General features: G+C 51.6%; 1 protein-coding gene. It reads right to left on the reverse strand.

From position 1 onward, the window contains the following. On the reverse strand, positions 1 to 943 hold a 943-nt coding region (locus tag ACTHUR_RS12325; protein WP_440398763.1), incomplete at both ends, for an alpha-hydroxy acid oxidase.

Genomic DNA, 943 nt, shown 5'->3' on the forward strand with positions numbered 1-943 from the left:
AGCCCAACGCGTAGAACGCAAAATGCTGGAATCCACATCTTGAATATTGCGATGACCGGTAAATGCCATGGAAATATCCATTTCTTTATACAGGATTTCCAGCGCACGGGTTACACCTTCTTCACCATACGCCCCCAAACCATACAGGAACGCCCGGCCAATCATCGTACCTTTCGCACCCAAAGCCCAAGCCTTCAAAATATCCTGACCGCTGCGGATACCGCTGTCCATCCAAACCTCGATGTCGCTACCTACCGCGCTGACCACATCAGGCAAAGCCTTAATGGCAGACACAGTATCGTCAAGCTGACGGCCGCCATGATTGGAAACGACCAATGCGTCCGCGCCGCTTTTCGCTGCCTTTTCCGCGTCTTCAGGCTCCATAATGCCTTTGATAATCAGCTTGCCGCCCCACAAATCCTTAATGCGCGCCACATCGTCCCAGCTCAGGCGCGGGTCGAATTGTTCGGAAGTCCATGAAGACAGCGAAGACAAATCGCCCACGTTTTTCGCATGACCGACAATATTGCGGAAAGTGCGACGTTCCGTGTTCAGCATTTTCATGCACCATTCGGGCTTAGTCGCCAAATTGATTAAATTGGCAATGGTCGGCTTCGGCGGTGCAGACAGGCCATTTTTGATGTCTTTGTGGCGCTGACCCAAAACCTGCAAATCGGCAGTCAATACCAAAGCCGAACATTTGGCATCTTTTGCACGCTTAATCAGGTTTTCCATAAACTCGCGGTCGCGCATCACATAAAGCTGAAACCAAAACGGCGAGCTGGTGTTTTCAGCCACATCTTCAATCGAACAAATAGACATGGTCGACAGCGTAAACGGAATACCAAATTTTTCCGCCGCCCGCGCCGCCAAGATTTCCCCATCAGCGTGCGCCATACCCGTAAAACCGGTCGGCGCAATCGCCACCGGCATTTTCACATCC

This window comes from Neisseria sp. P0021.S007 (genome assembly GCF_051956855.1).